General features: G+C 70.8%; 21 protein-coding genes. 10 read left to right on the top strand and 11 right to left on the bottom strand.

What is annotated here, in order from left to right; translation table 11 throughout:
• The first annotated feature begins 9 nt into the window (after positions 1 to 9).
• Together H483_RS22060 and H483_RS22055 are read left to right on the top strand one after the other, a co-directional pair.
• Positions 10 to 534, top strand: a complete 525-nt coding sequence (locus tag H483_RS22060; RefSeq protein ID WP_017835413.1) for an SRPBCC family protein — start codon at positions 10 to 12, stop codon at positions 532 to 534.
• Complete coding sequence (locus tag H483_RS22055; protein WP_017835412.1) at positions 527 to 1414, top strand: alpha/beta fold hydrolase; 888 nt, start codon at positions 527 to 529, stop codon at positions 1412 to 1414. Before H483_RS22060 ends, H483_RS22055 begins: the two co-directional genes overlap by 8 nt.
• 185 nt (positions 1415 to 1599) lie before the next feature.
• Here H483_RS22055 and H483_RS22050 read toward each other — a convergent pair whose 3' ends face one another.
• On the bottom strand, positions 1600 to 3018 hold the full coding sequence (locus H483_RS22050) for an MFS transporter (RefSeq protein ID WP_017835411.1): 1419 nt from the start codon (positions 3016 to 3018) through the stop codon (positions 1600 to 1602).
• 103 nt (positions 3019 to 3121) lie between these two features.
• Between H483_RS22050 and H483_RS22045 the strand changes: the two genes are divergently transcribed.
• Positions 3122 to 3658 carry a hypothetical protein gene (locus H483_RS22045; RefSeq protein ID WP_238556202.1) on the top strand — a complete coding sequence of 179 codons (537 nt, stop codon included), beginning with the start codon at positions 3122 to 3124 and terminating at the stop codon, positions 3656 to 3658.
• 17 nt (positions 3659 to 3675) lie between these two features.
• On the opposite strand, the gene H483_RS22040 is transcribed toward H483_RS22045, so the two are convergent.
• Positions 3676 to 4695, bottom strand: a complete 1020-nt coding sequence (locus H483_RS22040; protein ID WP_017835409.1) for a TIGR03620 family F420-dependent LLM class oxidoreductase — start codon at positions 4693 to 4695, stop codon at positions 3676 to 3678.
• Between the two features lie 155 nt (positions 4696 to 4850).
• On the opposite strand from H483_RS22040, the gene H483_RS22035 reads away from it, so the two are divergent.
• The 6 genes from H483_RS22035 to H483_RS22010 all read left to right on the top strand — a co-directional run bounded on the left by H483_RS22035 (position 4851) and on the right by H483_RS22010 (position 12599).
• Positions 4851 to 6134 (top strand): acyl-CoA dehydrogenase family protein, encoded by a 1284-nt coding sequence (locus H483_RS22035; RefSeq protein ID WP_017835408.1) that lies wholly within the window; start codon positions 4851 to 4853, stop codon positions 6132 to 6134.
• A 114-nt stretch (positions 6135 to 6248) separates the two neighbouring features.
• Positions 6249 to 8342: an SDR family oxidoreductase gene (locus H483_RS40445; RefSeq protein WP_017835407.1), complete on the top strand. Its 2094-nt coding sequence runs from the start codon at positions 6249 to 6251 to the stop codon at positions 8340 to 8342.
• Between the two features lie 2 nt (positions 8343 to 8344).
• Positions 8345 to 10243, top strand: coding sequence for a glycoside hydrolase family 15 protein (locus H483_RS22025; protein WP_017835406.1), 1899 nt, complete (start codon positions 8345 to 8347; stop codon positions 10241 to 10243).
• Positions 10240 to 11202 carry a TIGR03885 family FMN-dependent LLM class oxidoreductase gene (locus tag H483_RS22020; protein ID WP_017835405.1) on the top strand — a complete coding sequence of 321 codons (963 nt, stop codon included), beginning with the start codon at positions 10240 to 10242 and terminating at the stop codon, positions 11200 to 11202. Before H483_RS22025 ends, H483_RS22020 begins: the two co-directional genes overlap by 4 nt.
• A 31-nt stretch (positions 11203 to 11233) precedes the next feature.
• Positions 11234 to 11710, top strand: coding sequence for a hypothetical protein (locus tag H483_RS22015; protein ID WP_017835404.1), 477 nt, complete (start codon positions 11234 to 11236; stop codon positions 11708 to 11710).
• Between the two features lie 28 nt (positions 11711 to 11738).
• On the top strand, positions 11739 to 12599 hold the full coding sequence (locus H483_RS22010; protein ID WP_017835403.1) for a PhzF family phenazine biosynthesis protein: 861 nt from the start codon (positions 11739 to 11741) through the stop codon (positions 12597 to 12599).
• 42 nt (positions 12600 to 12641) lie between these two features.
• Here the strand turns inward: H483_RS22010 and H483_RS22005 are convergent, their stop codons facing one another.
• The 7 genes from H483_RS22005 to glnT form a co-directional block, all read right to left on the bottom strand.
• Positions 12642 to 13850: an FAD-binding oxidoreductase gene (locus H483_RS22005; RefSeq protein WP_017835402.1), complete on the bottom strand. Its 1209-nt coding sequence runs from the start codon at positions 13848 to 13850 to the stop codon at positions 12642 to 12644.
• 27 nt (positions 13851 to 13877) lie between these two features.
• Entirely contained in the window at positions 13878 to 15134 is a 1257-nt protein-coding gene (locus H483_RS22000) for an allantoate amidohydrolase (RefSeq protein ID WP_017835401.1), read from the bottom strand.
• 125 nt (positions 15135 to 15259) lie between these two features.
• The gene (locus tag H483_RS21995; RefSeq protein ID WP_031264431.1) at positions 15260 to 15916 is read right to left on the bottom strand and encodes an XRE family transcriptional regulator; all 657 of its coding nucleotides are present in this window, start codon (positions 15914 to 15916) and stop codon (positions 15260 to 15262) included.
• A 96-nt stretch (positions 15917 to 16012) separates the two neighbouring features.
• Positions 16013 to 17395, bottom strand: a complete 1383-nt coding sequence (locus H483_RS21990; RefSeq protein ID WP_017835399.1) for an FMN-binding glutamate synthase family protein — start codon at positions 17393 to 17395, stop codon at positions 16013 to 16015.
• A gap of 31 nt (positions 17396 to 17426) precedes the next feature.
• A complete protein-coding gene (locus H483_RS21985) occupies positions 17427 to 18176 on the bottom strand; it encodes a hypothetical protein (protein ID WP_017835398.1) in 750 nt (249 codons plus the stop codon).
• Between the two features lie 63 nt (positions 18177 to 18239).
• Positions 18240 to 19145 (bottom strand): hypothetical protein, encoded by a 906-nt coding sequence (locus tag H483_RS21980; protein ID WP_017835397.1) that lies wholly within the window; start codon positions 19143 to 19145, stop codon positions 18240 to 18242.
• An 80-nt stretch (positions 19146 to 19225) separates the two neighbouring features.
• Positions 19226 to 20518 carry a type III glutamate--ammonia ligase gene (glnT, locus tag H483_RS21975; RefSeq protein WP_031264427.1) on the bottom strand — a complete coding sequence of 431 codons (1293 nt, stop codon included), beginning with the start codon at positions 20516 to 20518 and terminating at the stop codon, positions 19226 to 19228.
• A 403-nt stretch (positions 20519 to 20921) separates the two neighbouring features.
• Between glnT and H483_RS21970 the strand changes: the two genes are divergently transcribed.
• Positions 20922 to 22307, top strand: a complete 1386-nt coding sequence (locus tag H483_RS21970) for an ammonium transporter (protein ID WP_017835395.1) — start codon at positions 20922 to 20924, stop codon at positions 22305 to 22307.
• Between the two features lie 144 nt (positions 22308 to 22451).
• Here the strand turns inward: H483_RS21970 and pntB are convergent, their stop codons facing one another.
• Together pntB and H483_RS21955 are read right to left on the bottom strand one after the other, a co-directional pair.
• Entirely contained in the window at positions 22452 to 23876 is a 1425-nt protein-coding gene (gene pntB, locus H483_RS21960) for a Re/Si-specific NAD(P)(+) transhydrogenase subunit beta (RefSeq protein ID WP_031264426.1), read from the bottom strand.
• Positions 23877 to 23880: 4 nt separating this feature from the next.
• Positions 23881 to 25464, bottom strand: coding sequence for a Re/Si-specific NAD(P)(+) transhydrogenase subunit alpha (locus H483_RS21955; RefSeq protein WP_042328790.1), 1584 nt, complete (start codon positions 25462 to 25464; stop codon positions 23881 to 23883).
• Positions 25465 to 25963: the final 499 nt, after the last annotated feature.

Genomic DNA, 25963 nt, shown 5'->3' with positions numbered 1-25963 from the left:
GTCGACGGCATGACGGACAGCGAACCGACCAGCTCGTCCGGGGCCGACGCCGCCGCCCCCGGGACCCGCCTCGAGGCCACGCGGGTCATCGCGGCGCCGGCGGACCGGATCTTCGCCGTGCTCTGCGATCCGGACGGTCACGTGGCCATCGACTCCTCGGGGATGCTGCAGTCCGCCGAGGGGTCGGTGGTCACGGCCCCGGGCGACCGGTTCGTCGTCCACATGGACCGGGAGTCACTCGGCGACTACGACCTCGGCCGGTACGACGTGACCGTGATCATCACCCGGTACGTGCCGGGCGAGGAGATCGCCTGGACCATCGACGGCCAGATCAGGCCGCCCATCGGCCATACCTACGGGTACCGCCTGACGCCGCTCGGCGAGAGGACCGAGGTCGTGAGCTACTACGACTGGTCCGAGGCCCACCCGAAGTGGCGCGACTCCGGCATCCTGCCGGTGCTGGACGCGTCCGCGCTCAAAGCGACCCTGGGCATCCTTGAGCGGGCTGTCCGGAGAGGATACGTCCGTGGCTGAACCGACCTCCCCCGGCCCGACCCCGCCGCGACCCGAACCGGCGACGTCCCGGGAGATCACGTTCTCCCGGGGTCGCCTCACGTTCCGGGCCATCGATTCCGGACCGGTCGACGGCGCGGTCGTGGTGCTCCTCCACGGCTTCCCTCAGCGCACGAGCAGCTGGAACGCGGTAATTCCCCACCTCCACGCGGCCGGGTTCCGCACCCTGGTCCTGGACCAGCGAGGCTACTGCTCCACCGCCCGCCCCTCGGGGCGGCGAGCGTACCGGCTCTCCGAGTTGGTGGGCGACGTCCTCGCCCTGCTCGACAGCGCGAACCTGCCCGCCGCGCACGTCGTCGGCCACGACTGGGGCGCGGCCGTGGCGTGGGCGGTGGCCGCCGGGCATCCCGACCGGGTCCTGTCACTGACGGCGGTATCGGTGCCCCACCTGGCGGCCTTCCGGCAGGCCATGTTCCTCTCCGACCAGCTGCTCCGGTCCTGGTACATCGGACTGTTCCAGCTCCCCTGGCTGCCGGAGCGGCTGCTCTGTTCGCGCGGCGGCCTGCCGGACCGGGCACTTGCCGGGATGGGTATGACGCCGGAGATGATCGCGCGCTACCACGGCGAGATGGTCGCCGACGGTGCCGTGCCCGGCGGACTCGGGTGGTACCGGGCGCTGCCGCTGGCCTCGCCCGGGAAGGCCACCGCCCGCGTCCGCGTGCCCACGACGTTCGTCTGGAGCGATCACGACCCGGCCCTCGGTCGCGGTGGCGCCGAGCGGACGGCCCGGTTCGTGGACGCGGACTACCGGTTCGTGGAGATGAGCGGCGCGAGCCACTGGATACCGGAGGAACGCCCCGAGGAGTTGGCCCGCGAGATCGCCGCGCGCGCCGGAGGCTGACCCGGTCGAGCTGCGTCGCCCCGGGTGCGCGGCCCCGGGTGCGCGGCCCCGGGTGCGCGGCCCCTTTGGCCTATGCGGGCGGAATGTCAGGCTGCGACCCGGTTACGCGGCGGGATCGGTCCCGACACGCATCGCAAGTCCGCGGGCGCCGAATGCGAGCCGCGGGTCTCGCGGCGCTCGGCGGGTCAGTCCTCCGACTCCCACGGCGGCGGGATCACGGCGGCGACCGCCGCAGCGGCCAGGGCGACGCCGCACCCGAGCAGCAGGCCCACACGGAAACCGGTCTCGGTGGGGACGAACAACCCCCCGAAGTCCACCGACATCTGCGTGAGGATCACGCCGAGGACCGCCGCGGCGGTGGTGGTGCCGATCGAGCGCATGAGCGTGTTGACGCTGTTGGCGGACCCCATCTCGGAGTGCGGCACCGACGACATGATGAGCGCGGGCATGGCGCCGTAGGCCAGACCCACCCCGGCGCTGGTGATGACGGCCGCGATCATGACGCCCCACGTCGACCCCATGAGGAACTGGGCGGAGGCGTAGCCGGTCGCGATGACCAGCGATCCCAGGATGAGCGTGGGCTTGGGGCCGCGGGTGGTGATGAGCCGTCCGCTCAGGGGGGACACGGCCATCATGGCCAGCCCGCCGGGCGCGATCCACAGTCCCATCGCGACCATCGACTGGCCGAGACCATGACCGGTGGCCACGGGGAGCTGGAGGATCTGCGGGATCACCAGCAGCTGCGCGTAGAGCCCCATGCCCACGAGGATCGAGGCGATGTTGGTCAACAGGACCGGTCGCCGCGCCGCCACCCGCAGGTCGATGAGCGGAGACGGGTGACGCAGGACCCACCAGCCCCACACCGGGAACGCGACGGCGGCCAGGACGAACAGTCCGAGGGTCAGAGGGGAGGCCCAGCCCCAGTCCGCGCCCTTGGACACCGCCAACAGGAGCGCGATCAGACCCACCGCGAGACCCAGGGCGCCGACGGGATCCAGGGTCCCGTCGGGCTTGGCCGCCGGCAGCGACCGGATGCGCAGGGCCATCATCGCGATGATCCCGAGGCCGAGCACGGCCGTGCCCCAGAACATCCACTGCCAGGAGCCGTACTGCGCGAGGGCGGCCGCCGCCGGGAGCCCGAGCGCACCACCGACCCCCAACGAGGAGCTCATCAATGCGATCGCCGGGCCGAGGCGCACGGCGGGCAGGACCTCACGCATCGTCGCGATGCCGATCGGGATGACCCCGATCCCCACACCCTGGAGCGCCCGGCCGATGAGCATCGGCCACAACGAGGTGGCCAGGGCGCACAACACGGACCCGACGACCATCACCGCGGTGACGCCGATGAGGACGTTCTTCTTGGGGTAGAGATCGCCGAGACGCCCCATCACCGGGCCGGCCACCGCTCCGGCGAGCAGGGTGACGGTGACGACCCACGCTGCGTTGGTCGCCGACGTGCCGAGGATGGCGGGCAGCATGCCCAGCAGTGGGATGACCAGGGTCTGGGTGAGGGACATGACGATGCCGCCGAAGGCCAGAACGAGGACCAGCCCGTTCTGCTCCGCACGAACGGCGTCCCCGCCCCGAGTCCTACCGCCCATCGTCGTGTCCTTCCAGAGACCTGTAGTCGGACATTACAGACAGGTGTCGACCGCGTTCGCTCCCGACCCCGCGCTCTTGTGGTCCGCATCACCCGGTGCGAGCATGACCAGTGTGAACATCACCGGAACGTCCCGGCGGTCCGCCCGCCGTCTCCCCGCCACCGTCGTCGCGACTCTCGCTGCCACGGCCGTCGCCTCGTCGGCCGCCCTCGCGGCCCCGGCCACGGCGCACGCCCAGGGCTCCTCCGAGGCGGTCGTCCAGGTCCTGCCCGCCCCGAACCGTCTGGTCGCCTGGGGCGGGTCTCCCACCGGTGCGTGCGCCGGCGCCGTGTCCACCTCACTCCGGGGCGACGGGTATCCCGGTACGGCCAGTGTGAGCTGGGCCTTCGCGGTCGCGGGCGTGGGTCCGTGCGCCCTGACCGCCACGCTGTCGTGGCGCAACCTGGACACCGGCGCGAGCGGGGAGAAGGTCGCGCAGATCCCCCACCCCCGGTTCTCCCTCGGGGTCCCGGACCCCATCGCCCACCCCTACGACGCGATCATCTCCACCGGATCGGGTCGGGTCGAGTACCGCCTCACCACCACCGGGGGAGCCGTGGCGGGGCCGATCGTCGTCGACACCGCCGCGTACCAGGGCTGATCGGGGACCGGGAGCGATCAGACCAGGAGGCCCTCGGACGCGCGTCGCCAGTCCTCTACCGGCGGGGCCAGGACGTTCTCACCGAGCACCTGCACGAGCACCGTGGAGGCGCCCGCGTCCAGGTGCTCCTGCACCCGGACCCGCGTGGCCTCGATCCCCCGGGTCACCAAGGCCGCCTGCAGGCGGTCGCTGCCGCCGCGGATGTAGTCGGACTCGTCGAAGCCCTGGCGGGTCCACGAGTTCCGGTAATTCGGCAGTCCCGTGTAGATGTTCAGGTGGTCCCGGGCCCGCGACCGCCACAGCTCGTCGTCGTCCTCTACACCTGCGGCGAGCACCGCGGCGTGTTCCACCACCAGCGCCGGCCCGTCATCCCCGGACCCGCCGAGGATCTCGCGCGCCCGCGCGGTGTGCTCGGGCAGGGTCAGATACGGGTGCGCTCCGGAGGTCCGGTCCCGGGACAACTCGAGCATCTTGGGCCCGAGCGCGGCCAGCACCACCGGCGGCATGGTGTCCTCCCCCGCCGCCATGGGCTGGGAACGGTCGAGCGCGTCGAGGTACTCGCGCATCGCCGACAGCGGGCGACCGTAGTGGTGTCCGCGGTGCCGTTCCACCAGCGGGGCGTGGGAGACCCCGAGGCCGAGCACGAACCGACCGGGGTGCAGGGCCTCGATGGTGCGCGCGGCCGCGCCGGCGGCCGAGGCGTCCCGTCCGTAGATGTTCGCGATTCCCGTGCCGATGGCCATGCGGCTGGTGGCCGACAGATAGAGCTGCGCGGCGGTGAACGCCTCACGCCCGACGGCCTCCCCGAACCACAGCGACCCCCATCCCTGGTCGTCGAGTTCGCCGAGCAGGTCCGGGATCCCCGCCGGCGGCACGCCCTCAAGCGAACCCGTCCACAGGCCCACCCTCCCCAGCTGGGCGCGACCGGCTCGGTTGTCGGCAGCCCTACTGTCGTCAGCCCGGTTGCCGCCGGCCCGCTCGTGGTCAACCCGGTCGTGGTCAGCCCGGTCGGTCGCATCGTGGGGGGAATCGCTCATGCACCCGAGTGTGCCCGACCGCGCGAGCTGCTGTGCGCCTTGAGTGCTGCGAGGCGTTTCACGCCGAAACCACGCCCCGCCCGACGGGGGCGCGGCAGACTTCAGGCGGAACACGTTCCAGCGGCGCCCTGGGACACCGAGGAGATGAGACGTCGATGTTCGAGTGGTCCGAGACCGACCTGATGATCCGAGAGGCCGTACGGGGCTTCATCGACAAGGAGATCCGTCCGAACCTGGACGCCCTGGAGAGCGGGGAGATGACGCCGTACCCGATCATCCGCAGACTGTTCGCGGAGTTCGGGATCGACACGATGGCCGCCGACGCGGTGAGCAAGATGCTCGCCGGGCAGCGTGCGCGGGAGGCGGGCGCGTCGGAGACCTCGAGCGGGTCGAGCGGGTCGAGCGGGTCGGGCGGGGCGTTCGAGGGCCAGGACTCGCTGATGGCGGTGGTGATCAGCGAACTCGCGGGAGCGTGCATGGGCCTGGTCTCCGCGCTCGGGGTGAGCATCGGGCTGGGCGCCACGACGATCATGTCGCGCGGCACGTTGGCGCAGAAGGAACGCTGGCTGCCGGGCATCGTGACCATGGAGAAGGTCGCGTCGTGGGCGATCACGGAGCCGGACTCGGGGTCGGACGCGTTCGGCGGGATGCGGACCTACGTGCGGAGGGACGGCGACGACTACATCCTCAACGGCCGCAAGACGTTCATCACCAACGGCCCGCACGCCGACGTGATGATCGTCTACGCCAAGCTCGACGAGGGCGCGGCAGCCGGTGTCGACGACGGTGCCGCCGCGACCGCCAAGCGGGACCGCAGGGTCCTGACCTTCGTCCTGGACACGGGGATGGACGGCCTGACCCAGAGCGCCCCGTTCAAGAAGATGGGCCTGCACAGCTCCCCCACCGGCGAGTTGTTCTTCGACGACGTCCGTCTCGGCCGCGACCGCCTCCTCGGGGAGACCGAGGACCACCGGGGTGGCGACGGGCGGGAGTCCGCCAGGTCCAGCTTCACCGCCGAGCGCACCGGTGTGGCGATCATGGCGCTGGGGATCATTCAGGAATGCCACCGGCTCTGCGTGGCCTACTCCCGGGAGCGGACCCTGTGGGGCCAGGAGATCGGACGCTTCCAACTGATCCAGCTCAAACTGGCCCGGATGGAGGTGGCGCGGATCAACGTGCAGAACATGGTGTTCCAGTCCATCGAGCGCGCGCGGGCCGGAAAGCCACTCACCCTGGCCGAGGCGTCGGCCATGAAGCTCTATTCCTCCGAGGCGGCGACCGAGGTCGCGATGGACGCGGTGCAGCTCTTCGGAGGCAACGGGTACATGGCCGAGTACCGGGTCGAACAACTCGCCAGGGATGCCAAATCGCTCATGATCTACGCCGGTAGTAACGAGATCCAGGTGACCCACATCGCCAAGGGGCTGCTCTCGCGCTGATCATCCGGGTGACGTCCCCGCGGCCCGCCCGTACCGTGGACTCACGCCGGTAGCCGGAGGTGGTGTCGCATCGAGTCGGAGAGTTCCGCCCACTGGTCCCGGCTGGTCGAGGGCGTGCGTCATCGCGGGTCCGAGTCCTGGGCGAGGGTCGTCCGGTACTCGCCCACCCTGCTTCTCGCCGCGACGGCCGCCGGCCTCGCCTTTCTCCTCGCCGAGCTGGTGTTCGGCCCCCAGAACGCGGTCTTCGCGCCGATCGCCGCCGTGGTCGCGACCGGGCTCTCGGCAGGGCAGCGGCGGGTCCGGGCGCTCGAGATCTCCACGGGCGTGCTCCTGGGGATCGTGGCCGCCGAACTCCTGGCCCGGTGGTTCGGTGTCGGCGCGTGGCAGCTCACGGTGGCGGTCCTCGCGGCGACCACCGCTGCGGTGGCGTTCCGTGCGAGTGGCCTGCTGAGCAATCAGGCGGCGGTCGCGGCAGTCGTCGTCATGGTCCTCGTCCCCGTCCTGGAGACCGGCCCGTGGATCAGGCTCGGTGACGCGGTGATCGGCGGCGCGGTGGCGGTCGCGCTGACCTCGGTGGTCCCCCACCATTCCCGCCACAGGGTCACCGCGGTCGCCGCCCGGCACCTGGATCGATTCGCCTCCGTGCTCACCGCCCTGCGAGACGACCTCGCCGCCGGGTCGCTGATCGGCACCGAGCGGCGGCTCGAGGAGATGGACGACCTCGCCGCCGCCCGCCAGGAACTCCTCGACGCCGCATCCGCCACGCGGGAACGTCTCCCCGCGGGTCCCGGTCGCGCACGTGCCGAACGCCGGCGGGCGCTGCGGGCCTCGGGGAGACTCGGCGACCGGGTGGTGCTGCTGGTCACCTCCGGGCGGGCGCTGTGCCGGGCGGGAGCGAACCTGGTCCGCCACGGCGACCCCGTCGACCCGGTCGTCGTGGACGCGCTCGACCACCTGGTGTCCGCCGTGGAGGAGCTCCGCCGATGGACCACCGGCTCCGGGGACGCCGAACTGGTCCGCCGCCTGGCGCTGGACTCGGCGATCTCGGCCTCCTCCACCTATGCCACACCGAGCTCGCCGGCCGTCAGCGTGGCGGTGGGGCAGATCCGGTCGGCCGTGATCGACCTCCTCCGGATCACCGGGATGTCTCAGGTCGAGGCCGTGGCGGCGCTGGAGGCGGCCGCCGGCCGGGCCACCCGGCCGCCCGTCGGCCCGGCTGTCCCCGTCCATGCCCATCCGCGTGCCGACTCGCATCCCGACCCGCGTGCCGGTGGCGGATACGAGAGCGTTACGTACGTTGGAAATATGAGCACCACACGCGATATCACACGACGTGCCGAGGAGATGACCAACGAGAGCGGCGGGTTCCCAGCCCAGGAACAGCAGCCCCCCGGGCTCAGCTCCGAGATGACCCCGGTCCCCGACCACGGGGAACACACCTATCGCGGATCGGACAAGCTCCGGGGCATGAAGGCCCTCATCACCGGCGGCGACTCGGGGATCGGGCGAGCCGCGGCCATCGCCTACGCCCGCGAGGGCGCCGACGTGGCGATCTCCTACCTTCCGGAGGAGGAATCCGACGCCCAGGACACCCGGGGCTGGATCGAGGACGCGGGGCGACGGGCGGTCCTGCTGCCCTGCGACCTGCGCGACGAGACCCAGTGTCGGCAGATGGTCCGGGACGCGGCGCAGCAGCTCGGCGGACTGGACATCCTCGTCAACAACGCCGGCTACCAGCACGCGCGCGGCGAGGGTCTGGAGACCATGGACAGCGAGAACATGGACCGGGTCTTCAAGACCAATCTCTACGCCACCATCTGGGCGAGCCAGGAGGCATTGGAGCACCTCGGCCCCGGGTCGTCGATCATCACCACCACGTCGATTCAGGCCTACCAGCCGGCCCCGCCGCTGCTCGACTACGCGGCCACCAAGTCGGCCCTGAACAACCTCACCGTCAACCTCGCCTCCGAACTCGGGTCCCGGGGCATCCGGGTGAACGCGGTCGCCCCCGGCCCCATCTGGACGCCGTTGCAACCGGCCACGCAGCCCGGCGAGAAGCTGGAGGAGTTCGGGTCGGACACCCCCCTCGGCCGCGCGGGACAGCCCGCGGAGTGCGCTGGCGCGTTCGTCTTCCTCGCCTCGCCCTCGGACGCCGGCTACGTCTCGGGCACCGTGCTCGGCGTGACCGGCGGCAAGCCCGTCTTCTAGAGATGGCGAGCCCGACACGCAGTACACCCCTGGAGGACTACGCGCTGCTGTCCGACCTGCGAACCGGAGCGCTCGTGTCGCGGGACGGGAGCATCGACTGGCTCTGCCTGCCCAGATTCGACTCCCCCGCCGTGTTCTCGGCCCTGCTCGACGGACCGGAGGCCGGCCGGTGGCGCCTGTCGGTGGTCGACGGTGAGGTGCTCGACCGCCGCTACATCCCGGAGACCTTCGTGCTCGAGACGACCTGGCGGTCCCCGTCCGGCACCGCCCGGGTGACCGACTGCCTCCTGCGGAGCGAGTCGCAGGGGGATCTGATCCGCCGGGTCGAATGCCTCGACGGCGAGGTGACCGTCGAGCACGACCTGCGCCTGCGGTTCGACTACGCACGGGCCACGCCGTGGACCCGGGAGATCGCCAGAGACGGGGAGCACCGAGCGCTGCTGGCACTGGCGGGGCCCGACGGCATCCTGGTGACCGGGCCGATGCTGCGGTGGCCCGACGAGGACGACGACGACTCGTCGCCCACCGACGACACCCACGCCGACGTGCGAGACGACGAACGATCTCAGGAGGGTGGGCGCGCCCGCCGACTCGAGGGGACGTTCGACGTCCGCGCCGGGGAGCGGCTGGACTGGGACCTGACGTGGTTCCCGTCCCACGCAGACGTGCCCGACCCGCCCGAGGCCGACGAGACCATCGCGGCGACCATCAGCGCCTGGACCGAGTGGTCGTCACAGCTGGAGGTCGACTGCGATCCCCGGCCTGAGGTGACCCGGTCGCTGCTCGTCCTGCGAGCGCTCACCAACCTGGACACGGGGGCCATCGTGGCCGCGCCAACCACCTCACTTCCCGAGTACTTCGGCGGCGAGAGGAACTGGGACTACCGCTACACCTGGCTCCGCGACGCGGCGTTCACCATCGAGGTCGTGGTGGCACACGGGCTCACAGAGGGCGCCGAACTGTGGCGGGACTGGCTCCTGCGTGCGGTCGCCGGTGACGTCGACGACGTCAAGATCATGTACGGCCTGGGCGGGGAGCGCCAGCTGATCGAGATGGAGCTCGACCACCTCGACGGCTACGAGGACTCCCGTCCGGTGCGCATCGGCAACGGAGCCGCCGACCAGTACCAGGCCGACGTCGTGGGGGAGGTGATGATCGCACTGCACGACCTGCGCGAGGCCGGGGCCCACGAGGACGAGTACACCTGGGGGTTGCAGAAGGGTCTCCTGCGCTACGCGGAGAAGCACTTCGACCGGGAGGACCACGGCATCTGGGAGATGCGCGGGTCCACCCACCACTTCACCCACGGCAGGGCCATGATGTGGGCCGCCTTCGACCGTGGCGTCCGCGCGGTCGGGGAGCACGGGCTCGACGGCCCCGTCGAGCGGTGGCGTGAGTTGCGAGCGAGGCTGGCCGAGGAGATCAACGAGCACGGATACGACTCCGAGCTGGGCAGCTTCACCCAGACCTACGACAACTCCGAGGTGGACGCCTCCCTGCTCCAGCTCCCCCACACCGGGTTCCTGGACTACGACGACCCCCGGATGCTCGGGACGGTGGCGTGCATCGAACGGGACCTCGTCACCGAGGAGGGCTTCGTCCACCGGTACCGGGTCGACAGCGGGATCGACGGCCTGGAGGGCGGCGAGTACCCGTTCGTCCTGTGCACCTTCTGGCTGGTCGAGCAGTACGCCGGGAGCGGCCGCATCGATGATGCCCAGAACCTCATGGACACCATGGTGTCCCGGGGCAGCGACCTGGGGCTGTTCTCCGAGGAGTTCGACCCCGAATCCGGCCGCCTGGCGGGGAACTTCCCCCAGGCGTTCAGCCACATCGGGTTGATCCGGGCGGCCGACGCCCTGCAGGCGGCCCGGAAGGGACGAGAGGAAGGCGAACGATGACCACGTACGGATTCCACGCCTCGCACGAACAGATCTCCCCGGGCAGGTTGCTGCGGGACGTCCAGCAGGCCGAACGGGCGGGCTTCCGCATCGCGATGTGCTCCGACCACTTCTCCCCCTGGTCCACCCGCCAGGGCCATTCGGGCTTCGCCTGGTCGTGGTTGGGTGCGGCACTGGCCACCACCGACATGACGTTCGGTACCGTCTGTGCGCCCGGCCAGCGCTACCACCCCGCCGTGGTCGCCCAGTCGTCGGCGACGCTGGCGGAGATGTTCCCCGATCGCTTCTGGGTGGCCCTCGGCAGCGGCCAGAACATGAACGAGCACATCACCGGCGACAAATGGCCCGGCAAGGCCACTCGGCAGGCCCGCCTGGAGGAGAGCGTCGACGTCATCCGCCGCCTGCACCGCGGCGAGGAGGTCACGCACCACGGTCTCGTCGACGTCGAGAAGGCGCGGGTGTACTCACTACCCGAGACGCCACCCCGGATCATGGGCCCGGCGCTCACCCCGGAGACCGCCGCGCGGGCGGCGAACTGGGCCGATGGACTCATCACGATCAACGACGACCCGGAATCGGTCCGGCAGATCATCCAGTCGTACCGCACGGCGGGGGGCCGGGGCCCTCTCGCCCTCCAGGTCCACGTGGCCATCGAGGACACCATGAGCCGCGCCCGCGAGGTCGCCCGCGACCAGTGGCAGAACCACGCCGTGGACCCACCGGTCGCCTACGACCTGCCCACCCCCGAGGAGTTCGACCTGGTCGCCCGGTACATCCCCGACGAGAAGATCGAGGAGACCGTGATCGTCACCGACTCCGTCGACCACCTCGTCGCCCGGCTCCGCGAGTTCGAGGACCTGGGATTCGACGAGATCTACCTGCACCACGTCTCCCAGGACCAACTCGGGTTCCTGGAATTGGCGGAGCAGGAGCTGCTCCCGGCGCTCGCTCGCGGTTGACCTGAGGACCAGACGACGTAACGTCGCGGACATGGCCACTGAGATGTTGCACACGTACATGCAGGACCACCACGCCGGGGCCGCCGCCGGGGTGGATCTGTTCCGGCGTGTGGCGCAGGACCACGAGGACCCGGAGATCCGTGAGGTCGTCGCCCGGATTGGCGACGAGACCGAGGACGACCTCCACAGCCTCGAGGAACTCATGACCCTGGCCGGAACGTCTCCGTCGGCACTCAAGGACCTGTCGGCGCGGGCGGCGGAGAAGCTCGGTCAGCTCAAGCCCAACCAGCGGTTCGCCCAACGATCCCCGCTCAGCGATCTGCTCGAACTGGAGGCACTCACGATCGCGGTCCGGGGCAAGGAGTTGGGGTTCCGGGCCCTGCTGGACATAGGCGACCCGCGGCTGCCCCAGCCGACCCTGGAGGCGCTGGTGGAGCGCGCGGTCGAGCACGGCGCGCAGCTGGAGAAGCTTCGGCTGAAGTGCACGGGAGCGCTCCGCGAGAGCTGAGCTGGGCCCCGGGAGTACCGTCTCGGGAATGAGGTTCTCGCAGGTCGACGTCTTCTCCCCCGTCCCGTTCCGGGGCAACCCCCTCGCCGTGGTCCACGACGCGGACGAACTGTCCGGCACGCAGATGGCGACCATCGCCAGGTGGACCAACCTGTCCGAGACCGCCTTTCTACTAGCGCCCACCATCGAGGCCGCCGACTACCGGGTCCGTATCTTCACCCCGGCCGGGGAGCTGCCGTTCGCGGGCCACCCCACCCTCGGTTCGTGCGCGGCGTGGCACGAGGCAGGGGGCCGGCCCCGGATGCCGGGCAGGGCCGTGCAGGAATGCGGGATCGGATTGATCACCGTCCGCGACGAGGGGGCCGGAGACTGGTCGTTCGCCGCGCCGGAGTTGATCAGGTCCGGACCCCTCGGCGAATCGCAGGTGGAACGGCTGGTGTCGGGCCTGGGCCTGAGCCGCGACGACGTGGTGGACCACTCCTGGGTGGACAACGGCCCCGGCTCGTGCGCGCTGCTCCTGCGGGATGCCGAGACCGTTCTCGCCGTCAGGCCCGACATGCAGGCCCTGGCAGGGGACCGGGTGGGAGTCCTCGGCCGCTACCCCACGGACCCGGCGGACCCGGCCGAGGTCGATGTCGAGGTCCGCTTCTTCCCGTTCTCGGCCGGGATCCCGGAGGACCCCGTGACGGGGAGTTTCCAGGCGGGGTTGGCCGTGTGGCTCACCGGCAACGGCACGCTGCCGCAGCGCTACACCGCCCGGCAGGGCACCGTGCTCGGCCGCGAGGGATGCGTGGCGATATCGGCCGGATGCGACGACGCTCCCGGCACCGGCATCTGGGTGACCGGTCATGTGGCGCACCTCGTCACCGGGGAGATCCGGGCGGTTTGACCGGCTCTCGGCATCCCGCCGGGCGACGTCGGCGGGCGCGGCTCAGCGCATCTCGCCGGCGCCCACATAGGGGTTGAGGCTGATCGTGGGCCTGCCCTCAGCGAATCGGGAGAGTCGGCAGTCCGCCGGGTCGACCCCCGACATCGTCGTCGTCCCGTCGAGGAGCAACTCCGCGACCAGTCGACCGACCGCGGGCGACATCTTGAACCCGTGCCCCGAGAAGCCGACCGCCAGGAACAATCCGTCGAGGGGTGACGGGCCGATCACGGGGTTGTAGTCGGGAGTGGTGTCGTACGCCCCCACATAACTGCCGGTGATCGCCGGATCCGGCATGTCGGGAAGGCGGTGCAAGAGCCGCTCCACGACCTTCTCGACCGTCGTGTCGTCGGCCCGGTTGGAGTAGGAGTCCGGATCGATGTACTGCGGCGAGTGGTGGTCGGAGTTGCCGGCGAGGATCTCCCCGTTGGGCTCGCGGCACAGGTACTGCAGGCCCACCAGGTCCGACAGCGTGGGCACCTGCTCCAGCGGTTCGCCCTGATCCACCAACACCAGTTGCGCGCGCTGGGCCCGGACGGGCAGGTCCAGACCGACGGTGGCGCCGAGCTGCGGCGCCCACACCCCGGTCGCGAGGATCACCTGCTCGGCGTGCACCGTGCTGCCGTCCGCGAACTCGGCTCCCACCACCCGGTCGCCCCGCCCCCGCAGCAGCGACGTGACCCTGGTGCTCTGGCGGACCCGGACCCCGTGTCGGCGGGCGGCGGCGGCGAACGCCATCCCCGTCATGTACGCCTCCCCGCGACCGCCGCGTGGCTCCCACGCCGCCGCGGCCACGTCGTCGACGTTCAGACCGGGCCACAACTCCGCCATCCGGTCCGGCGGGATGAGTTCGGTCTCGATGCCCAGGCTCTGCTGCATGGCCACGTTCGCGCGCAGCGGGATCACGTTCTCCTCGCCGACGATCACCGCGTACCCGCACTGGCGGAACGCCATGTCGTCGCCCAGCAACTCGGTCGCGTTCTCGAACACCGGGATGCTGTGCCAACTCAGGGCCGCCATGGTGGGCGAGCCGTAGTGGCAACGGACGATGCCGCTGGACTTGCCGGTCATGCCGGAGCACAGGGTGTCCTTCTCGACGACGAGGACGTCGGTCTCGCCGCGCTCGGCCAGGTTCCAGGCGATCGACAACCCTTCGAGTCCCCCGCCGATCACGAGGAACTTCACTGTGTCGGCCGGGTGCGCTGTGTCGGTCATGGGGATCACTTTCTCGTGGTGTGCGGGTCAGGCGGCGTCGGGAGCCGGGAGGTCATCGCAGGTGAGCAGGTCGGCGAGAACGTCGGCCAACGCCTCGGCGCCCAGTTCGGCGTCGGCGTCCTCCACGTGCTCCTCCGGGGAGTGCGACACCCCGGAGGGGTTGCGGACGAACAGCATCGCGGTGGGGACGTGCGCGGCCAGGACCCCGGCGTCGTGGCCCGCCCCCGTGGCCAGGACGGGGACCCCGGGCAGGTCGTCGAGCAGTCGGTCACGGAACACCGGGTCGAAGGTCACCGAACCGCTGAGCGACTCCTGCACGATCGAGCTCCCGCAGCCCTCGCGCGCGGCCGCCATCGACGCCGCCTCCGCGATCTCGTGGACCATCCGGGCGGTCACGGCGTCGTCGGGGTGGCGCACGTCCAGCCACAGGTCGACCCGGGAGGCGATGACGTTGGTGCCGCCGGGGGTGGGCACGATCCGTCCCACGGTCGCCCGGGCCCCCCGGTGTGCGCGGGCGATGCGCCGGACGTCGAGGACGGTGCGGGAGGCCGGGATCATCGGGTCGCGGCGGTCCGCCAGCAGCGTGGTCCCGGCGTGGTTGCCCTGGCCGGTGAAGCTGATCCGCCAGCGCCCGTGGCCGATGATGGACGAGGCCACCGCGACCGGATTGTCCAGGTCGATCAGACCCCGACCCTGTTCCACGTGAAGCTCCACAAATCGACCGATCCGTCGAAGCGCCTCCTCATCGCGGCCCAGTCGCGACGGGTCCAGCCCGTTGGCGGCGCACAGCTCGGCGTAGGTGGTCCCGTCGTCGTCGGTCAGGCGCGCCGCGGTGGCCGGGTCCATCGCGCCGGTGAGCAGCAGCGAACCCAGGCACGCCCGCCCGAACCGGGACCCCTCCTCCTCCGGGAACACGGTCAGGGCCAGGGCCCGCCGAGGTTGCACGCCCCGTGCCTCCAGCAGGTCGACCGCGACCAGCGCCGAGGCGACGCCGAGCGGGCCGTCGAAGGCTCCTCCCCCGGGCACGGAGTCCAGGTGGCTGCCGGTGACGACGGCGTCCTCCAGCAGATGGCCACCCGGATTCCACCAGGCCCAGATGATCCCGTTGCGGTCGGTCTCGGTGTCCAGACCACGCGCGGCCGCCTCGGCCAGGAACCACTCGCGCAGGTCCAGTTCCGCGCGGGAGTAGACGGGGCGGCTGTACCCGCCCCGCGTCGGGTCGGTCCCGACGTCCGCGATCGCGGACATCAGCGAGGTGACGGTGGTGGCGACCGGAATGGTCATGACGGGCTCCTCGGGAGGTCCGGAACGTCCGGACGGTGCGGAAGGTGCGGGTGCGCCACGGCCCCCGGAAGGGTCGGCGCGGCGTGGGTGAAGCGGAGCGGGCTGGACGGGCTGACCTGGGCGGATCAGCCGTCGACGCCGTCGGGGTAGGCGGTCACCGAGAGGAAGCGGATGGGCAGTTCCAGCATCGCCACCGGCCCGTGGACGCCCTCGCCGTCGATGAGCAGGGAGTCCCCCGGACGGAGTCGGTATTCGGACTCGGCATGGTGGTAGATCATGTCCCCGGAGAGCATGTACAGCAGCTCGGTGCCGGGATGCTGGAAGCGGGGGTGGGTCTCCGACTCGGCGGTCAACGTCACCAGGACGGGTTCGATCCGCTTGTTAGGTCCCCGCAGCGCGCCGAGCAACTCGTAGTCGTGGCCCACCGAGGTGCCGCGGCCCACGATCGTCGCCCCCTGCCCGTCCGGGGTGAACACGGCGTCGCGTCGGGTGTCCGCTCCGCGCAGCAGCGAGGTCACCGGCACGTCGAGCCCGGTGGCGAGCTTGGCGAGCATGTTCAGCGAGCAGGACGTCTGCGCGTTCTCGATCTTGGACAGCATCGCCTTGGAGATGCCGATCCGCTGGGCCATCTCCGCGACCCCCAGGTTCTCCGCCAGACGCAGTCTGCGGACGTGGAACCCGATGATGCGCTCGAGATCGTTGCCGGTGGGCACGTCCACGGGGAGCTCACGGGGCGCCGCCTGGTGGACGACCCTCCGCTCGTCATCCCGCCCGGCTGCCATGTCCTCGACGGTAGTCATCGTCGCCGCCCGGCGGAAGTCGCCACCCGCGACCGGCGCGGGTCCGGCACCGGTCCGGTCGTCCGGCACGACGGTCATCTACAGCTCCCGTCCCGCGCGGCCGGGGATCCAGTCGGTCCCCGCCAACGGCACGCGCGCCATCGCGGCGGCCTCCATCGTCAACGCCACCAGGTCGTCCGGCTCCAGGTGGGTCAGGTGGGACTTGCCGCAGGCCCGGGCGATCGTCTGCGCCTCCATCGTGAGCACGTGCAGGTAGTTGGCCAGGCGCCGGCCGGCGGCCTCCGGATCGAGTCGTCGCGCCAGGTCGGGGTCCTGGGTGGAGATCCCGGCCGGGTCACGCCCGTCCTGGAAGTCGTCGTAGAACCCCGCCGCCGAGCCGAGTGCGCGGTACTCCTGCTCGTACCGGGGGTCGTTGTCCCCCAGCGCGATCAGTGCGGCCGTCCCGATCGCGACGGCGTCGGCGCCCAGGGCCATGGCCTTGGCCACGTCCGCCCCCGAGCGGATCCCTCCGGAGACGATCAGCTGCACCTTCCGGTGCAGGTCCATCTCCTGCAGTGCCTGCACCGCCTGCGGGATCGCGGCGAGGGTGGGGATGCCCACGTGCTCGATAAAGACGTCCTGCGTGGCGGCGGTGCCACCCTGCATCCCGTCCACGACCACCACGTCCGCGCCGGCCTTCACCGCCAGCTTGACGTCGTAGTAGGTGCGGGTCGCGCCGACCTTGACGTAGACCGGCTTCTCCCACCCGGTGATCTCCCGCAACTCGAGGATCTTGATCGCGAGGTCGTCGGGGCCGGTCCAGTCCGGGTGCCGGCAGGCCGAACGCTGGTCGATCCCCCGGGGCAGGGTCCGCATCTGTGCCACCCGGTCGGAGATCTTCTGGCCCAGGAGCATGCCTCCCCCACCTGGTTTGGCTCCCTGCCCCAGGACCACCTCGATGGCATCGGCCTTGCGGAGGTCGACGGGGTTCATCCCGTAGCGCGAGGGTAGGTACTGGTAGACGAGCTTCGAGCTCTGGCCGCGCTCCTCCGCCGTCATCCCACCGTCACCCGTGGTCGTGGAGGTGCCCGCGGCACTGGCCCCGCGCCCGAGGGCCTCCTTGGCCTGCGCCGACAGGGCACCGAAGCTCATTCCCGCGATGGTCACGGGGATGTCCAGGTGGAGGGGCTTGGTGGCGTGTCGGGTGCCCAGGGTGATGTCGGTGTCGCAGCGTTCGCGGTATCCCTCGAGCGGGTAGCGCGACATCGAGGCGCCCAGGAAGAGCAGGTCATCGAAGTGCGGCACCTTCCGCTTGGCACCCCAGCCGCGGATGTCGTAGATCCCGGTCGCGGCCGCGCGCTGGATCTCGTGGATCACCGAACGCGGGAAGGTGGCGGATTCGCGCAGGGTCGGGTCCACCGTCGCGGTCGGGATCTGCGGTGGGGTGGCCTGGTCGGATCGGGTGTGTCCGTCGAAGGGCATGTCGGGCTCCTGTCGGGGGTGCGGCGGGCGGTCAGTAGGCGGAGGCGTTGTCCACGTCGAAGGTGTAGAGCGTGCGGGCGGAGCCGTAGCGCCGGAACTCCTCGGTCGAGACCCCGGTGGCGGCAGCACGGTCGAGCAGCTCCCGGAGCTCGGTGTGGTGTTCGGGCCGCATCTCCTTCTCGACGCAGTCGGCGCCGAGGGACTCGACGCGACCCCGCACGTAGATGTGGACCTCGTAGAGCGAGTCGCCGAGGGCGTCGCCGGCATCGCCCAGGACGACCAGACGCCCGGCCTGGCCCATGAAGCAGCTCATGTGACCGATCGAGCCGCCGACGACGATGTCCACGCCCTTCATCGAGATGCCGCACCGGGCGCCGGCGTCTCCCTCGATCACCAGCAGCCCACCATGGGCCGTCGCCCCGGCCGACTGCGAGGCCGACCCGGCGACCCGCACCGTCCCCGACATCATGTTCTCGGCCACCCCGACCCCCACGTTCCCGTTGACCGTGACGTGGGCACCGTCGTTCATCCCGGCGGTGTAGTACCCGGTGGGCCCGTCGATCACGACCTCGTCCGGCTCCGTCAGGCCCACAGCGAGCGCGTGCGCCCCCCGGGGAGCGGTGAGGAGGTATCTGCCGGTGCCGTCGGACTCCCGGAGGATCCGATTGGTCTCGCGCAGCCCGGCCTCCCGGACGTCGATCACGTGCGGGGCGGCGGGCGGCGCGTCGCCGACGGGGCCGAGGTCCCTCGGCGCGAAGGCCTGTTCCGGCGTCACGGTCATCGTTCTTCCTTTCGGGTGGGGACTCCACCGCGTGCTGGTGGTTCGGTTGCGCAGGGGACGGGCTCAGCGCCGCCAGTGGTACACGCGGCCCGGTTCGGGTTCGAAGAGACGGGCGTCGTCGATGCCCGGGAGGTGCGCCATCGCCCGGTACTCCGAGGCCATGGCGACGTAGCGGTCGGTCTCGGCGATCACCGCCGGCTTGCAGGCGATCGGGTCCCGCACCACCGCGAACTCCTCGGCGGTCGACACCAGCAGCGTGTAGAAGCCGTCGAGGACGCCGGCCATCTCGGCCAGTGCCTGGTCGATGCCCGCCCCGAGGGCGATCTGGGCGGCCACGAACCGCGCCGCGACCTCGGTGTCGTTGAGGGTGTCGCAGTGGATGTCGCGTCGGGCGAGTTCGCGCCGGACCGAGGCGTGGTTGGAGAAGGACCCGTTGTGGACGATGCACTGGTCCGGGCCCACCGAGAAGGGATGTGACCCGGCGGGGGTGACCGCCGATTCGGTGGCCATCCGGGTGTGCCCCACGCCCTGCCATCCCGAGGCCCCCGGTAGGCCGAAGCCCGAGGCCAGGTCCAGTGGCAGTCCCACGCCCTTGAGGACGGCGAGCTCGGTGCCCAGGCCCACCAGGACGGCCTCCGGGAGGGCCGTGCGGACGGCGGAGGCCAGGGTCTGCGGGTCGGTCCCGGCGGTCAGGAGGACGGTGGCACCCAGCTCGCGGCCCGATACCTCGCACCCCAGGTGCCCACCGACACGCGAGGCCAGGGTCCGGGCGTCGACGCCGTCGGTGAGGTCGGCGAGCACGGTGACGGTGGCCGATCCGGCCGGGGTCCAGTCGGGGTTGCCGTAGACCGCGACGCCGGCCGAATCCGATCCGCGGTCGGTCATCTCGCCGAGCATGGTGGTGAGCAGGTCGCCGAGCCGGGGTTCGAGATCCGGGTCGCGCAGGTGGAGTCCGACGATGCCGCACATGGGGGGTTCTCCTGGTGTCGTGGGGTCTGGGGGTGGTGTCGGGTCGAGCGATACAGCCGCGCGGCGGGGGCCGCGGCGCGTCACAACGCGGTCAGGTACTCGTCGATCTCCCACTGGGTGACCGTGTTGTGCCAGGAGATGAACTCCTCGCGTTTGAGATCCGCGTAGTAGTCGGCGACGCCGTCCCCGCCGATGTCCAGTGCGGCGCGGACGACCTCGTCCCGGCCCAACTCCTCCACCGCGTGCAGCAGGGTCGGAGGAAGGGTGTGGGTGGCCTCGCTGACCGTGGCGGGGACGCCGGGGTCGAGATCCCTCCGCACCCCGTCGAGGCCGGCGGCCAACTGCACCGCGACGGCGAGATAGGGGTTGGCGGAGCCGTCGCCGCCGCGGAGTTCCACCCGGTTGCCGTCGGGCACACGCAGGTAGTGGGTGCGGTCGTTGCCGCCGTAGGTGGCGTCCGTGGGCGACCACGTGGCCCCCGACGCCGTCGTGCGTGCACCGATACGTTTGTAGGAGTTGATGGTGGGGCACAGGATCGCGTGCATGCCGGCGGCATGGGTGAGCACGCCGGCGATGAACGAGTACGCGGTGGGCGAGAGCCCCAGTCCGTACCGGTCGTCGCCGACCGCGGGGAACACCGGGTGCCCGTCGCGCCACAGGGACATGTGCAGGTGCATTCCCGATCCGGTGCGGTCGGAGAACGGCTTGGGCATGAAGGTGGCGATCATGTCCCGCTGTTCGGCCAGCATGGAGATGATGTAGCGCAGCGTCATGACCCGGTCGGCGGTGACCATCGCCTCGTCGTAGGCGAAGTTCTGCTCGAACTGCCCGTTGCCGTCCTCGTGGTCGTTGGCGTAGTTGGCCCAGCCGAGCACGTTCATCGCGTCCGAGACCCCGGCGAGGTGCTCGAACATCCGGGTCACGCCCCGGGCGTCGTAGCACGGGTGGGACTCGTCGTCCTTGGGATCGGCGGTGCACAGCGACCCGTCGGCGTTCTTCCGGACCAGGAAGTACTCGACCTCCGCCCCCACCTTGAGTTCGAGGCCGTCGGTGGCCGCGTCGGCGAGCATCCGTCCCAGGATGACGCGCGGCGCGAAGCGCCACGGCTCCCCGCTCACCCAGGGGTCGCAGTGCACCAGGGCCAGTCCGGGCTTGATGAAGTCGAGGGTGGTGAAGGAGCGGGCGTCGGGGACGACGAGGAGGTCGGGGTCCCTGGGCTGTTGGCCGATCGCGTCGGCGGCGTACCCGGCGAAGCCCAGCTCCCCGGCCTCCAGTTGGTCGACCGCGGAGGCCGGGACGAGCTTGGCGCACGGCTTGCCCCGGAGGTTGGTGAACACGGCCAGGACGAATCGCGTCCCGGTGTCCGCGACCATCCGGGCGAGGGTGCCGGGGGCGCTCAGGTGGTCACGGTCGGAGTCGAGCGCCGGGAACGACGACTGCCTGCTCGCGCCGTTCGCGCGGTCGGCGACCCCCGCGGAGGGGTCTGCGGTGACTGTCATGACGTCTCCTGATCCACTGTTTCTGCTTGGTGGTCAAAATATACTGCGGCTAAACGGCGAGTTGGTTACCTCGGTGTTACGGATTACCGGCCGGACCGGACGTTGTTGAGCTGGCCCGATTACGCAGAGTCGGGCCCGAGGCCAGGTGCGCCCACCGCGCGGTAACCGAATGGCAACGAGCGCGGTACCTGACAGAAAGCAACACAGGTTCACACTGTGAAACGCACGGTCCCCACGTCGCCCCGCCCGGGAGTGGCCCCAGAGGAAAGAGACAGACATGGACGTAGCCATTGCGGCGGCAGACACCGCCTGGGTGCTCGCGGCCATGGTCGCGGTGGCCTTCATGGTCCCCGGCCTGGCCCTGTTCTACGGCGGCATGGTCAGCATCCGCAGCACGCTCAACATGATGATGATGACGATCGGCGCGGTCGCCGTGATGGCCGTGCTGTGGGTCCTGATCGGCTACTCGCTGACCTTCGGCGACTCGGTCGGGGGCGCGGGCCTGCTCGGCGACCCGCTCGAGTACCTGGGACTCCGGGGCATCATGGCCGAACCCGCGACCCCGGGCCTGCCACCCGCCCTGTTCGCCGGGTTCCTGCTGCTGTTCGCGGGAATCACCGTCGCCCTCGTGGCCGGCGGAGTGGCGGACAGGATGCGCTTCTCCACCTGGCTCGTCTTTGCCGTCGTGTGGCCGGTGCTGGTGTTCTTCCCCGTGGCCCACTGGGTGTTCGCGTTCGATTCCGACGACGGTTCGGTCACGGGCGGGTGGATCGCCAACAATCTGGGGGCGATCGACCTCGCGGGCGGCACCGCGATCCACATCAACGCGGGCGTCGCGACCCTCGCCCTGGTGCTCGTGCTCGGCCGACGAGCCGGCTTCCCCGCGATCAGCAGGCCACACAGCGTCCCCCTGACGTTCCTCGGCGCCGGAATGCTCTTCGCCGGGTGGATCGGTTTCAACGCCGGCTCCGCTGTCGCCGCGGGCAACACGGCCGGGGTGGCCGCGCTCAACACCGTGGTCGCCGGACTGTGTGGCGCACTGGCCTGGATGATCACCGAGCAGGTCCGCGCCAAGCACCCCACCACCCTCGGCGTGGCGTCCGGGCTCGTCGCCGGACTGGTGGGCATCACCCCGGCCGCCGCCGCGGTCAGCCCGCTCGGCGCCATCGCGATCGGCCTGATCTGCGGCGTGGTCTGCCACTACGCGGTGGGCCTGAAGTACCGCCTCGGGTACGACGACTCCCTCGACGTGGCCGGACTCCACATGGTCGCGGGCATCATCGGCACCCTGCTCATCGGTGTGATCGCCGATCCCGCCTCCCCGGTCGGTGAGGCGGGCCTGCTCTACGGTGGCGGGTTCGGGCAGCTCGGCGCCCAGACCCTGGCCACCGCGGCCGTCCTCGCCTACTCCTTCACCGTCACCCTGCTCATCGCCTTTGTCCTGGACAAGACGATGGGCCTGCGGGTCACCGAGGAGGACGAACGGGAGGGCCTGGACAAGGCCTACCACCGCGAGATGGCGTACTTCCAGGACGTGCTCGAGAGCGACGGGCTCGAGGGCGGCGCACTCGAACCCGACGGGCTCGGGACCGACGCCGTGGCGGTCGGCGAGGCCGGGGAGACGGAGGCGGCCACGGCGTCGCCGCCCGCGTCGTCGACTTAGACCTTCCGTACGACCCTGCTGTTCCGAACGACCCTGCTGTTCCGATCAACGACGAGGAGGCGGTCCCGCGTGGGGACCGCCTCCTCGTCGTCGTCCAGGTCCTCGTCGTCCAGGTCCTCGTAGTACAGGATCCTGCGACCGGCTCTACCCGCCCGCCCCGACAGGCTGCTCCTTGAGCGCGCCCAGGATGTCGTCGACACGGTCCTTGGCGTCGCCGAACAACATCTGGGTGTTGTCTCGGAAGAACAGGGGGTTCTGCACACCCGCGTACCCGGCGGCCATGGATCGCTTGAAGACGATCACGTCCGTCGCCTCCCACACGTGGAGCACGGGCATGCCCGCGATCGGGCTGCCCGGGTCCTCGGCGGCGTCCGGGTTGACGGTGTCGTTGGCACCGATCACCAGGACCACGTCGGTGTCCGAGAAGTCGTCGTTGATCTCGTCGAGCTCAAAGACGATGTCGTACGGCACCTTCGCCTCGGCGAGCAGCACGTTCATGTGGCCGGGCAGGCGGCCCGCGACGGGGTGCACGGCGAAGCGGACGTCGACGCCCCGCTCGCGCAGGGTGCGGGTGAGATCGGCGACGGGGTACTGCGCCTGCGCGACGGCCATGCCGTATCCCGGGGCGATGATCACCTTCGAGGCGCCCGCCAGCAACTCGGCCGTACCGGCGACGTCGATCTCGGTGTGCTCCCCGTGGTCCTTGCCCTCGCCCGCGGCGGCCTCGATGCCGAAGCCACCGAGGATGACGGAGATGAACGAGCGGTTCATCGCCTTGCACATGATGTAGGACAGGTAGGCACCCGAGGAGCCGACCAGCGCGCCGACGACGATGAGCAGGTCGTTGCCGAGCAGGAATCCCGTCGCGGCCGCCGCCCACCCGGAGTACGAGTTGAGCATCGAGACCACGACCGGCATGTCGCCACCGCCGATGCTGGCCACCAGGTGCCAGCCCAGGGCCAACGCCAAGGCCGTGACCAGCGCGAGCATCCAGAGCGCCGGCGTGACGACGAACGCCACGGTGAGGACGACGAACGCCACCAGGATCCCGGCGTTGATGAGGTTCTTGCCCGGCAGCACCAGCGGCGCGGACTTCATCTTCCCCGAGAGCTTGAGGTAGGCCACGATCGATCCGGTGAAGGTGATGGCGCCGATGAAGACGCCGATGAACACCTCGGCGTGGTGGATGTCCAGCAGCGCGCCGGTGAGCTCACCGTGCAGCTCGGGCTCGAGGTATCCGTTCCAGCCCACGAGCACCGCGGCCAGGCCCACGAAGGAGTGCAGCAGGGCGATCAGCTCGGGCATCTCGGTCATCTGGACCCGTCGGGCGCGCAGCAGCCCCAGGGTCGCGCCGATGAGCACCGCGACCACCATGAGGACGATCCCGGTGGTGGCGGGATGATGGTCGATCACCAGCGCGACGGTGGCCACGAGCGCCAGCGCCATGCCGGCGATGCCGAAGCTCAGGCCCCGGCGGGCGGTCTCGTGCTTGGACAGGCCGGCCAGGGACATGATGAACAGCAGCGCGGCGACGAGGTAGGCCGCGTTGGCGGCGGTCACGAGTGACATCTCCTCAGGCTCCCTTCGAGAACATGCCGAGCATGCGGCGCGTCACGGCGAATCCGCCGAAGACGTTGATGGACGCGACGAGGATCGCGATGGTGGCCAGGACCTGACCGACGGTGTTGTCGATCCCGATCTGGAGCAGTGCGCCCACGACGATCACCCCGGAGATCGCGTTGGTCACCGACATGAGCGGGGTGTGCAGCGCGTGATGGACGTTGCCGATCACGTAGTACCCGATCACGATCGCCAGGACGAACACCGTGATGTGGCGCGGGATGTCTCCGGGCGCGACTGCGGTGAGCAGAAGCAGCAGCGCCATCCCGGTGGCGATCAGGCCGAGCCTGGCCCGGGGGGAGAGCTTCTTCTTCTCCGCGGGCGGCTCGAGCGGCTCGGCGGCCGCCGCGGCGGGTGCCGCACTGACCTGCACCGGCGGCGGTGGCCACAGGACCTCACCGTCCCTGGCCACGGTCACCCCACGCTGGACGACGTCGTCCAGATCCAGCGCCCACCGCCCGTCCTTGTCCGGGGTGACCAGCTTGGTGAGGTTCACCAGGTTGGTGCCGTACAGCTGCGAGGCCTGCGCGGGCAGGCGTCCGGCCAGGTCGGTGTACCCGATGATCGTCACGCCGTTCTCGGTCACCACCACCTCGTCCGCCACGCTGCCCTCGACGTTGCCGCCCTGGGCCGCGGCCATGTCCACGATGACCGATCCGCGCTTCATCGACGCCACGTCCGCGGCGGTGAGGAGCCGCGGCGCCGCCCGGCCCGGGATCAGCGCGGTGGTGATGACGATGTCCACGTCGGCCGCCTGGGCCGAGTACAGGGCCGCCGCCGCCCGGTCGTAGGCCTCGCTGGTCGCCTTGGCGTACCCGTCCGTGGAGACGACCTTCTCCTCGTCGGGGACCTCGACGGGCAGGTACTCGCCACCGATCGACTTGACCTGGTCTGCCACCTCGGGGCGCGGATCGGTGGCGCGGACGATCGCGCCGAGGCTGCTGGCCGCACCGATCGCCGCCAGACCGGCCACGCCCGCACCGGCCACCAGCACCTTCGCGGGCGGGACCTTGCCCGCCGCGGTGACCTGTCCGGTGAAGAACCGACCGAAGTGGTGGGCGGCCTCGATCACCGCGCGGTAGCCGGCGATGTTGGCCATGGAGGACAGGACGTCCATCGACTGCGCGCGGGAGATCCGCGGGACCGCGTCCATCGCCAGGGCGGTGACCCCGCGCTCGGCCAGAACGGACAGCAGCCGCTCGTTCTGGGCCGGCGCCAGGAGGCCGACGAGGGTGGCGCCCGGCCGCAGTCGCGCCACTTCGGCCTCGGTGGGGACGGCGACCTTCATCACGACGTCGCTCGACCAGGCGGTGTCGCCGTCGACCAGGTCGGCGCCGGCGTCGGCGTAGGCCGCGTCGGAGAACTCGGCGCGGGTTCCCGCCCCGCTCTCCACCACGACCCGGTATCCCAGGCCGATCAGCTTCCCGACGGTCGCCGGCGTGGCGGCCACCCGCCGCTCCGAGGGACCGGACTCGGCGACCACGCCGATCACCGAGGGGGCGGCGACGGGATCCGGCACCTCGGTCTGCGGGGACATATCGGGGATCTCTTCGAGGCTCGAGGCCATGGGGGTTCCTTCGACAGGATTGTGGAAGACAGCGGTGTGACGAAGCGACGCAGGTTGACCGACACGACCGACCACGGACGATGTCCGATCCTTACACGGTGTCCGGCCTCGGCGTGGGGCCATCCGGGATCGGGCCGGAAACCGGTCTCAAGCCTTCCATCACGGGCGAACTGCTCGATGCGAGCCGGGGTACGAGCTCGCGGGCAGGGCGGGCGAGAGGGTGCTCTCTGCTCCGTCCACCCGGATGGCGATCCTCTCCGGGGCTCGGCATGGTGGTGCCGCTCTCCGGGAGAACGTCTGGGTGAGCTTACGACACGACGAAAATTGAACTTGATTCAGGTGGGGTGGGCACGGTCTGCCCACTGCCCCGCCGGAGCTCTTTCGCACCCGGAAATGCACGAAGCCGGCCTCTCGGCCGGCTCCCGGGCAACCGCGGCTGCACTCGATGTGTGGGCGAAGGGGGACTTGA

It is taken from the genome of Dietzia sp. UCD-THP, from assembly GCF_000349585.1.
In the GTDB taxonomy this organism is placed as follows: Bacteria; Actinomycetota; Actinomycetes; order Mycobacteriales; family Mycobacteriaceae; genus Dietzia; species Dietzia natronolimnaea_A.
The sequence above is the reverse complement of the archived record's forward strand: the minus strand, read 5'-3'. Positions and strand labels throughout refer to the sequence as shown.